Origin of the sequence: Tenacibaculum sp. 190130A14a (assembly GCF_964048965.1) — a bacterium.
GTDB classification, from domain to species: domain Bacteria; phylum Bacteroidota; class Bacteroidia; order Flavobacteriales; family Flavobacteriaceae; genus Polaribacter; species Polaribacter polynesiense.
Genome location: NZ_OZ040189.1, coordinates 3,925,673 through 3,936,153, shown reverse-complemented (window position 1 = coordinate 3,936,153; position 10,481 = coordinate 3,925,673). Strand labels below are relative to the sequence as shown.

The 10,481-nt window shown below is 31.6% G+C and carries 7 protein-coding genes; 2 read left to right on the top strand and 5 right to left on the bottom strand.

Features of this window, described 5'->3' with window-relative positions:
- Window positions 1-37 precede the first annotated feature (37 nt).
- From ABNT22_RS18380 to ABNT22_RS18370, 3 genes are all read right to left on the bottom strand, one after another.
- Window positions 38-1,225: a molybdopterin molybdotransferase MoeA gene (locus tag ABNT22_RS18380; RefSeq protein ID WP_348718199.1), complete on the bottom strand. Its 1,188-nt coding sequence runs from the start codon at window positions 1,223-1,225 to the stop codon at window positions 38-40.
- Window positions 1,226-1,291: 66 nt separating this feature from the next.
- Window positions 1,292-2,281: a GTP 3',8-cyclase MoaA gene (moaA, locus tag ABNT22_RS18375; RefSeq protein WP_348718197.1), complete on the bottom strand. Its 990-nt coding sequence runs from the start codon at window positions 2,279-2,281 to the stop codon at window positions 1,292-1,294.
- 90 nt (window positions 2,282-2,371) lie between these two features.
- The gene (locus ABNT22_RS18370; RefSeq protein ID WP_348718196.1) at window positions 2,372-4,144 is read right to left on the bottom strand and encodes a MutS-related protein; all 1,773 of its coding nucleotides are present in this window, start codon (window positions 4,142-4,144) and stop codon (window positions 2,372-2,374) included.
- Between the two features lie 70 nt (window positions 4,145-4,214).
- Here ABNT22_RS18370 and uvrC point away from each other — a divergent pair, with 70 nt between their 5' ends.
- Together uvrC and ABNT22_RS18360 are read left to right on the top strand one after the other, a co-directional pair.
- The gene (gene uvrC, locus ABNT22_RS18365) at window positions 4,215-6,005 is read left to right on the top strand and encodes an excinuclease ABC subunit UvrC (RefSeq protein ID WP_348718195.1); all 1,791 of its coding nucleotides are present in this window, start codon (window positions 4,215-4,217) and stop codon (window positions 6,003-6,005) included.
- 5 nt (window positions 6,006-6,010) lie between these two features.
- Window positions 6,011-8,215, top strand: coding sequence for a patatin-like phospholipase family protein (locus tag ABNT22_RS18360; protein ID WP_348718194.1), 2,205 nt, complete (start codon window positions 6,011-6,013; stop codon window positions 8,213-8,215).
- A gap of 60 nt (window positions 8,216-8,275) precedes the next feature.
- On the opposite strand, the gene ABNT22_RS18355 is transcribed toward ABNT22_RS18360, so the two are convergent.
- Window positions 8,276-9,826: a ribonuclease E/G gene (locus tag ABNT22_RS18355; protein WP_348718193.1), complete on the bottom strand. Its 1,551-nt coding sequence runs from the start codon at window positions 9,824-9,826 to the stop codon at window positions 8,276-8,278.
- A gap of 293 nt (window positions 9,827-10,119) precedes the next feature.
- A complete protein-coding gene (locus tag ABNT22_RS18350; protein WP_348718192.1) occupies window positions 10,120-10,413 on the bottom strand; it encodes an HU family DNA-binding protein in 294 nt (97 codons plus the stop codon).
- Between the last annotated feature and the right edge of the window lie 68 nt (window positions 10,414-10,481).

Sequence of the window (10,481 nt, the reverse complement as noted above, 5' to 3'; positions counted from 1 at the left end):
CTAAACACTAAACACTAAACACTAAACACTAAACACTCTAATAACATATCACAGGATACACACTCCCTTTACCAAAAGTAGTTTCTGTTGTTTTAGGCAATGCAATAAATCCGTTCGCTTCTACCAAACTAGCTAAATCTCCAGAACCATTTCCTTTAATTGGAGTTGCTAGTAATTGTCCGTTTTCAGTATGTAGTTTTACCTGTAAAAAGTAGGTCAACTCAGGCTTAAAGTTTACCTCTTCCATTAAGGTTGCAGTTCGTTGATGCTCGTCTAACTCTACTGATTTATGATACCAAGGATAAAAATAGACTAGACAGTTTACAAAAGTCGACACTGGATTCCCTGGAAATGCAAACACCTTACAATTGTCTGTGGTGCCCATCCAAAATGGTTTTCCTGGGCGTTGTGCAACCCTATGAAATAGTTTTTCTACACCTAACTCATCTAAAACCTCTGGTAAATAATCGAACTTACCTTTACTTACGGCTCCAGAGAAAAGCAATACATCATACTGATGTAAAAAACCAGCTATTTTTTCTTTTAAAACTGCTTTATCATCGGTGATATGGGCTGTTTCTGATGGTATCTTTAATTCGTTTAATAAAGAAACCAAAGTGTATACATTACTTCTTCGTATTTGGTGTGTTTCTGGTGTTTCGTTTACATCTACCAATTCATCACCTGTAGAAACAATCATTACTTTAGGAAGCTTTGCAACTTTTAGGGTTGCTTTTCCTACAGTTGCTAATACACCAATATCTGCTGGAGAAATTTGTTTGTTTTTTTCAATTAATACGGTTCCTTCTGTTTTATCAGAACCTTGCGTATGTATGTTTTGTCCTTCGGTAATTTCATCTAAGTTTACCGTTGCCATAAGTGTGTTAATACTTACATCTTCATAACGAATCACCGTATCACAATTATTAGGTAATACGGCACCTGTCATTACCTCATAACAATTCGCAGCGTTGTCCATTGTTTCTTGTGGACTTCCAGCAGGCTGAATTCCTTCAATCTTAAAATCGCGAACACCGTATTGAAAAAAACGGTAGTTAATAGCAATACCGTCCATAGCAACACGATTAAAAGGAGGAAAATCTCTATCGGCAATAATATCTTCCTTTAAAATTCTTCCTACAGATTTTAAAAACGGAATTTCTTCAGTTCCAAAATCTTGTGTGTTGCTTAAAATTATATGTTTAGCTTCTTCTACTGTAATCATTGTAAAAGTTAAGTTATTTAGATGTTTAATTATAGCATTTTCAAATCAGTAAATTGGAGTGTTAAACTATCCTCCAATAGTACTCATACTTTCAGAAACATTTCCTTTTCTATTAGCCTCAGCAATAAAACCATTTTCAGGTTTTTCTTTAACGAGCTTTAAAAACAACTCTTTCAAATCATCATTGCTTGCCCCGTCTCTAATAAAATCACGAAGATTGAATACTCCATCATCAAACAAACAATTTTTAAATGTTCCTGTTGCCGTTACTCGAATACGATTACAATCGTTACAAATGGTTCTTGTAAATGCAGGGATGATTCCAATATTTCCTTTGAAACCATCTACTTGATAGTTTCTAGAAGTAGATGATTTTTCAGAAATCAATTCTGTAATATCATATTCCGATTGAATTTCATGTAGAATACGTTTAAAGTTCCAGTTTTCTTGAATGTCACGTTGCCCTTTACCATTAAAAGGCATTTCTTCAATAAAACGAACGGCAATATCTTTTTCCTTAGTTAAACGTACAAAGTCATTAATTTCATTGGTGTTAAAATTCGATTGTACTACCACATTTAACTTCAAGTTTAACGAACTTTTTTCTAATAACTCAAAAGCTTCATAAACTTCACTAAAAACATCTCTACGAGTAATTTTGGTAAACTTATCTGGGTGTAAACTATCTATACTTAGGTTAATGTTTTTAACCTTTTCAAGACTTTCCAGCGTTTTTATATGTTTGCTAACTAAGGCACCGTTGGTAGTGATGTTTATGTCTTCTAGAAGATCATTGTATGATAACATTTCTAAAAAGTTCATAAAATCTCTACGAGCAAAAGGTTCTCCTCCTGTAAGTCTTACTTTGGTAACACCAAGTTCTGTAAGTACTCGAACAATGCGGTACATTTCTTTATAGCTCAATAGTTCCTTTCTAGGAACAATATCAATACCCTTTGCAGGCATACAATATTGGCAACGAAGATTGCAACGATCGGTAACTGCCAATCGCACATAATTAATCTGTCTACCAAAACTATCTATAAGTCCATGCATAGAACAAAGGTACGGATTAAAGAATCAATAATTTACTGTCATTTGTCATAGTTTTAGAGCGTATTTATACCTTGTATCTTCAGGCTAGACTTATACAATTTCCATTTTTTTCAGTAGAAAGGAAGCATTCATGTTTTTACAAATTCCTTGTTTCATTTTATAATCAAAAAACAATTCGTTGTTCACAATTTCTGCATCGAAATAGTGGTTTTCTATTTGAGGAGCATATTCATTTGCTAATTCACATAAGCTTACATCATGAGTGGCAATAATTCCTGTTGAGGTTGACTTGCTCAATTTTTCAATAAACTTTTTCGAACCTAAGGCTTTATCTTTACTATTTGTTCCTTTTAAAATCTCATCTAAAACAATAAAATAATTATCGTTGGTTAGTTTGTCTACAATAAATTTTAAACGCTTTAATTCAGAATAAAAGTACGATTCATCATCTGTTAAAGAATCTGATGTACGCATGCTTGTTATAAGCTTTACGGGAGTATAGTTGTAACTTTCTGCACAAACAGGAAGTCCACAGTTTGCCATAACTATAGACAATGAAATAGTTCTTAAAAAAGTACTTTTTCCCGCCATATTAGCTCCAGTAACAATAAAAAACTGATTGTTAGAAATACGAAAATCATTATCAATTCTTTTGGTACGATTTAACAATGGATGTCCAAGGTTTTTTGCTGTAATAACAGCTGTTTCATCTTGAATTTTTGGAAAAGAATATGTAGGATGATTGTAAACAAAGTTAGCTAGAGAGTTTTGCGCATCAAAATAACTTACTGTTTTAAACCATTGCTTAACTACATTTTTATATTGGGCAATCCATTGTTCTGTTTTAAGAGCATTTTGAATATCCCATAAAAATAAGCCATTTCCAACAACAGCAATTAATATATTGTTTCGTTGATCAAAAGCATCTAATATTTTAGAGAATTTTTTAAAAATACTTGAGGCTTTCTCATTTTCAGAAGTAATATCTTGTTGTTTGTTTTGAAGTATACTTGATGAAAATTGTTGGTTTTCTATTTGTTCTAATAATAAGTAATACTGTTTAAAAATATCTTTAGCGTTGTTAGCATCTGTATATAGTTTTTGGGTTGCTTTTAATGCAGAACCCGTTATTGCTAAACCAACAAAAAACCATCCTAATAGTATTGAAAAACTAATTGTTTTAAAAACCAAAAGTGTAATGAATGCAATAGATACTATTGGAAATAGTTTGGTTATAATTGAAAGATGTTTTGGTATTTTAGAAGTGTAATTTTGAATCCATTCAACAATTGTTGCTGTGTCTCTTTTGGCTGTAACCAAGCTTTCTAATGCAGAAAAATGTTGTCGCCATTTAACTTTAGAAGAAAGTTCTTTCAGTGCTTCTTGCTTTTCAAAAATAAAAGCAGTCTGATTGCTAACTATAGTTGCGGCAAGCTCTTTTTTACCATCTTTAGTTACGGTTCTGTTTATAAATTGAAAGAAAGACCCTTTTCCAAACAAATCAATGTCGTTGCTAAAAAAATGTTGTGGATTTATAAACTCTTTACCTATGTCTAAATCGTGATAACTTCCGTTTAATACAGCTATTTCTGTAGTGTTTATGTTTTTTTTGGTAATTATTATTTTTCGTTTATCTTTTAGTTTTTGGTGTTGCATTACTAGAAAAATAAAAGCTATTATTCCTAAGAGTGCAATTACAATAGGAACATTTGGAATATGAAAAGTATAGTATATACCTAGAGCACTTGTTATAAATACCAGAAATCGAAGTGCACGAATTCTCAGTATTTTCTTTGAAACTTCTGTATGTTGTATGTTTAACTCAATGAGTTGCGATTTATAAAAATCTACAGGTTTTTGCATTGTAAAATAAATAAGGGTAAAAGTACGTCTTTACTGGGAATATTTTTTTTAGAAGTCGTATTTTCGTTGTATGCCAACACCATTAGAACTACAAATAAAAACATTGCCCAATTCTCCAGGGGTATATCAATATTTTGATAAAGATGATGTCATTATTTACGTTGGAAAAGCCAAAAACTTAAAAAAGCGAGTTTCTTCTTATTTTACAAAGAATCACGAGTATGGAAAAACACGTGTTTTGGTGAAAAAGATTGTTCGAATTGAACATATAGTTGTCGATACCGAGACGGATGCATTATTACTTGAAAATAGTCTGATAAAAAAACATCAACCGAAGTATAATGTAATGCTTAAGGATGATAAAACGTATCCGTGGATTTGTATTAAAAAAGAACGTTTTCCAAGGGTGTTTATGACCCGTAGAGTAATTAAAGATGGTTCGGAGTATTTTGGACCTTACACAAGTGTAAAAACAATAAACTCGCTGTTTTATTTGATTGACGAGATTTACTCAGTAAGAACTTACAAATACGATATTGGACGAAAGAAGAGTAATTACCAGCATTATATAGGTTCTTTAGAACATCAAATTAAAAGTTTGAAAAATCCTAGTCGAAGTACTCAAACTGAAGAACAGTACATGGCCGATATTAATGATATTCGTAATATTATTAAAGGAGATTTTAAAGAGAGTGTTATAAAACTGAAATCTCTTATGGTGAACTATGCACAAGAAATGAGATTTGAAGAAGCGCAAGAGGTAAAAGAGAAGATACAAGCATTAGAAAATTACCAGGCTAAATCAACAGTTGTCAATCCATCCATTAACAATGTTGATGTATTTTCAATTATTTCAGATGAATCTCATGGGTACGCGAACTTTTTTAAAGTAATGAACGGATCCATAGTACAATCTTACACTACAGAAATAAAGAAAAAGCTAGAGGAGACAGATAAAGAGTTGTTAGAACTGTTTATTATTGAAACACGCAATAGGTTTAACTCTCTTTCAAGAGAAGTATATGTTCCTTTTGAAGTTGATTTAGGTGAAAAAATAAAAGTTACGGTACCAAAACTTGGAGATAAAAAACGTATTGTAGATTTATCGGAAAGAAATGCCAAATATTACCGTCAAGAACAATTTAAACAAATAAAAATTGTGGACCCAGATAGACATGTGAAGCGTATTATGGGTCAAATGCAAAAGGATTTACGATTAGGAAAGGAACCAAGGCATATTGAATGTTTTGATAACTCTAATATTCAAGGAACGCACCCAGTGGCGGCCTGTGTGGTTTTTAGAGACGGAAAACCAAGTAAGAAAGAGTATCGACATTTTAACATAAAAACAGTGGAAGGGCCTGATGATTTTGCTTCTATGGAGGAAGTGGTGTATAGAAGATATAAACGGTTGTTGGAAGAAGACCAACCTTTACCTCAATTAATTGTAATTGATGGAGGAAAAGGTCAACTTTCATCCGCACTAAAAAGCTTAGATGAGTTAGGATTAAGAGGAAAAATAGCTATTATAGGTATAGCGAAACGATTGGAAGAGATATATTACCCAGGTGACTCTATTCCTTTGTATTTAGATAAAAAATCAGAAACTCTTAAAATAATTCAACATTTACGAAATGAAGCGCATCGTTTTGGAATTACATTTCACAGGAATAAACGAAGTAAAAGTGCTATTCAATCTGAATTAGAACAAATACCAGATATTGGAAAACAAACAATCACCAATCTTTTGCGTAAATTTAAGTCGGCAAAGAGAGTAAAAGAAGCTTCTTTAGAAGATTTAATACAAGTAGTTGGAAGTTCAAGAGCACAGAAAATATATAACCATTACCATAAAAAATAATAGAAATGAAAAAATTGCTGCTATGTTTATTGTTTTTACCCTTGTTCTTGTTTTCACAAGAACAGCCTAAAATTGGTTTAGTTCTTAGTGGAGGAGGAGCTAAAGGATTTGCGCACATAGGAGTACTTCAGGAGTTAGAAAAAGCTGGAGTGCAAGTTGATTATATTGGTGGAACTAGTATGGGAAGTATTGTAGGTGGTTTATATGCCTCTGGATATTCACCGAATCAAATAGAAAAAATAGTAAGAGAAATAGATTTTGTTTCATTATTACAAGATGAAATTCCTAGAAGGGAGAAGCCTTTTTTTACCAAAGAGTACGGAGAAAAGTATGCGATATCCTTACCAATTAAAAAAGATGGTTTAGGATTGCCTTTAGGGCTTTCAAAAGGACAAAATGTTTTAAACTTTTTAACAGAACTACTCGCCCCAGTAGATGATATCAATGATTTTTCAAAACTTCCAATACCTTTTTACTGTGTTGCTACAAACATAGAAACAAGCGAAGAGGTAATTTTAGAAAAAGGATCCTTGCCATTAGCATTAAGAGCGAGTGCTGCTTTTCCTTCATTGTTAAACCCAGTTGATATTGATGGGAAATTACTGGTAGATGGCGGTGTGGTAAATAACTTCCCAGTTGATATTATGAAAAAAAAGGGAGTTGATTTAATTATTGGAGTAAATGTTCAAGGACAACTACTAAAAAGAGAAGAGTTATCCTCTATTGCTTCGCTATTAATGCAGATAATTAACTTTCAGATGTATAAAAAATCTGATGAGCAAGTGGAGTTGTTAGACATATACATGAGACCAGATATATTGGAGTATAGTGTTATTTCTTTTGATAAAAAAGATGGAATTATTAGAGAAGGAGTAAAGTCAGCAAAACCTTATAAAGCGGTTTTTGATAGTATTGCTAAACTTCAGAAAAAGAAAATAAAAAGACCAAAATTAAAGCTAAAACCAACCAATTTTTTAATTGATCGAATTGTAATAAATGGAAATAAGAATTATACAAATAACTATGTTTTAGGAAAATTACAATTGAAGGAAGGAGATACTTCTTCTTACAAAATGATTTCAAAAAAGATTGGTACCTTAACCGCTACGAATAACTTTAAAAGAATTGATTATCACTTAGAACCTTCGTTTAAAGGAAAAAAGTTGGTGGTTAGTTTAAAGGAAGATGAAATAGAACGATTTGTACGTTTAGGGTTGCATTATGATTTATTGTATAAATCGGCTGTACTATTAGGGTATAATCATAAGAAGTTATTATTTCAAAATGACGAGTTATTGTTTGATTTAGGAGTAGGTGATAGAATACGTTATAATTTAGAGTATTTTATAGATAATGGTTTGGCTCCGAGTTTCGGATTTTCATCAAGATATAATTCTTTTAAAAATAACTTTCCATTTAATGAACAAGTAGATAATATCAATGCGAAGTATGAAGATTTCACCAATAAACTATTTGTTCAAACAACCTTAGATAAGAAGTTTGCTTTAGGGTTTGGTGTAGAAAATAAGAAGATTAAAGTTTCAACAGAAACCATTTTAGATCCTAACGGAGATGAAATTATATTTGATGATAGTAATTATATAAATTCATTTATCTTTCTGAAACTGGATACTTTTGATAAGAAAATGTTTCCAACAAAAGGTTTTCATGCAGATATTGGTTTTAAATGGTATATGTGGTCAGATAGAAATGATAGATTAAATGAGTTTCATAGTAGTGCACAACAGCCATTTCAGCAATTTTCTCAATTGCAAGGAAGTGTGAGTTTTGCAACTACTTTTATGGATAAACTTACTTTTCAATATATCTCAGATGCTGGATATACCTTAGGAAAAAAGTCGTCATTAATATTCGATTACAGGTTAGGAGGGTACAATCAGAACCTAATTAACAATTTTGTTCCTTTTTATGGGTATGATGTTTCAGAACTAACCAACCAATCCTTTTTGAGGTCGGAATTTAACCTGCGATATGAAGTTTTTAATAAACAATATGCAATGTTTATAGCAAACTATGCAAGAGTGGAAGAAGATGTCTTAAAAAGCGGTAGTTTGTTTAAGAACACCAAGTCAGGTTATGCAGTAGGTTATAGTTTAGAAACTTTTTTAGGCCCCATTGAATTGAAGTATAGCTGGTCTCCAGACCACAATGAAAAATACTGGTTACTCAACCTAGGTTTTTGGTTTTAAAGCATAAAAAAAGCTCAATTCTATAGAATTGAGCTTTTTATTTCATAATAAGATAATGCCTTACTTACTTTTCTTCTTTTTCTTTTTGTCAAAAAAGAATTTGTATTGTAAGTATTGGTAAGCATCTCTAGGTAATACTTTGATCCACTTTTTATGTCTTACAAACCATTTAAAACGAATTGAATTTACTCCTTTTGTTAAATAAGCTGCAATAAAAGGATGTACATTTAAGGTAATGTTTTTGTTGTTGTTATTGGCAATAATGCGTTCTAACTCTCCTTCCATTTTTTCAACTAATACAATTGGGGCTTCAACTTCGTTGTTTCCATTGCTTGGATTAGGTTCGCGAGTTTTTATATGTAACTCAGGTCGTACACGCTGTCTTGTAATTTGTACTAAACCAAATTTACTTGGAGGTAAAATTTTGTGTTTTGTACGGTCTAAAGACATCGCTTCTTTAAGGTGTTGATATAAAATTTGGCGATTTTCTGCCGATTTCATATCGATAAAATCAACTACAATGATACCACCCATATCACGTAATTGTAATTGACGTGCAATTTCTGTTGCAGCAATTAAGTTAACTTCTAATGCAGTTTCTTCTTGGCTTTTAGCTTTGTTAGATCTATTACCACTATTAACATCAATAACATGCAAAGCTTCGGTGTGCTCAATAACTAAATAGGCACCTTTGCTCATAGAAACTGTTTTACCAAACGATGTTTTAATTTGTCGTTCTATCCCATATTTTTCAAAAATAGGAGTTTGTGAACGATGTAATTTTACAATTTTTTCTTTTTCAGGATATATTTCTTGTAAATATTCCTTGATTTCTAGTTTTAAAGCTTCATCGTTGGTAACAATGCTTGTAAAAGAATCATTCATCACATCTCTTAGTATAGAAGATGCTCTGTTTAACTCGCTTAATATTTTTGTTGGTGTGTTTTGATTAGGAATACGTCTACACATACTTTTCCAACGCTCTAACGAGTTTTGTAAATCTTTATCTAGTTCTGCTACCTTTTTTCCTTCGGCAACAGTACGTAAAATAAGTCCAAACCCTTTTGGTTTGATACTTCTTGCTAATTTTTTTAAACGTTCTTTTTCCTTGTTGTCCTGTATCTTTTGCGATACAGATACTCTATCTGAAAAAGGAACTAATACTAAAAATCTACCTGCTATAGATAGCTCAGAACTTATACGAGGTCCTTTGGTAGAAATGGGTTCTTTTACAATTTGTACTAATAAATTTTGACCTGATTTTAGTACGTCAGTAATACTTCCGTCTTTATTGATATCTTCTTCAGAACGAAAGTTTTTTAAAGTGAACTCTTTGTATTTACCTGTGCTTACTTTCTTAATGAATTTATTCAAAGATTGTACTTGAGGTCCTAAATCATGATAGTGTAAAAAACCATCTTTAGGATAACCTACATTTACAAAAGCAGCATTTAAGCCAGACATAACTTTACCAATTTTAGCCAGGAATATATCTCCAACTGAAAATTTGTTGCCGTTCGTCTCTTTGTTTAATTCAGTAAGTTTACCATCTCTTAGTAAGGCAAAATCAATATCAGAAGAATTTGAACGAATAATTAATTCTGTTTTCATCTGAAAAGATTTTTTGCCAGCACAATAATTTGTGCGGACGGATTAAAATTTGTGAACAGGTATTAAAAAACCAATTAAGGTTTCAAATAACCATGATTTCAATGAACTTTTAAGCTGTATAAGCAAAACGGAAAAAGTAAGCTACTGCTTACTTTTTCTTATGACGGTTTGCTCTTGCTCTTTTTTTTCTTTTGTGCGTAGAGATCTTAGCTCTCTTTCTTTTTTTACCACTTGGCATAATTAAAATGTTTTTAATAAAACCCTAGGGTTTCGGTTAATATTATATCGTGTAATTATTTTTCTACTTTCACCTTAGCTTTAACTCCTTCAGTAAAAACTTTTGAAGGCTTAAAAGCAGGAATGTTGTGTGCAGGTATCTTAATAGTAGTATTCTTAGAAATATTTCTACCTGTTTTTTCTGCTCTTGTTTTGATAATAAAACTACCAAAACCTCTTAAATAAACATTATCGCCACTTTCTAATGCACCTTTTACCTCTTCCATAAATGCTTCAACAGTCGCTAAAACATCTGCTTTTTCAATTCCGCTCTTATCTGAAATCTTCGATACGATATCTGCTTTTGTCATTATAAATATTTTTTGATTTGTTTTCTTTAAAAATTGAGGATGCAAATATATGATAATTAATCTATTCC

Coding starts and splice junctions, on each gene's coding strand:
- ABNT22_RS18370 (WP_348718196.1), bottom strand. CDS start 4,144: ATGCAAAAACCTGTAGATTTTTATAAATCGCAACTCATTGAGTTAAAC.
- ABNT22_RS18360 (WP_348718194.1), top strand. CDS start 6,011: ATGAAAAAATTGCTGCTATGTTTATTGTTTTTACCCTTGTTCTTGTTT.
- uvrC (WP_348718195.1), top strand. CDS start 4,215: ATGCCAACACCATTAGAACTACAAATAAAAACATTGCCCAATTCTCCA.
- ABNT22_RS18350 (WP_348718192.1), bottom strand. CDS start 10,413: ATGACAAAAGCAGATATCGTATCGAAGATTTCAGATAAGAGCGGAATT.
- moaA (WP_348718197.1), bottom strand. CDS start 2,281: ATGCATGGACTTATAGATAGTTTTGGTAGACAGATTAATTATGTGCGA.
- ABNT22_RS18355 (WP_348718193.1), bottom strand. CDS start 9,826: ATGAAAACAGAATTAATTATTCGTTCAAATTCTTCTGATATTGATTTT.
- ABNT22_RS18380 (WP_348718199.1), bottom strand. CDS start 1,225: ATGATTACAGTAGAAGAAGCTAAACATATAATTTTAAGCAACACACAA.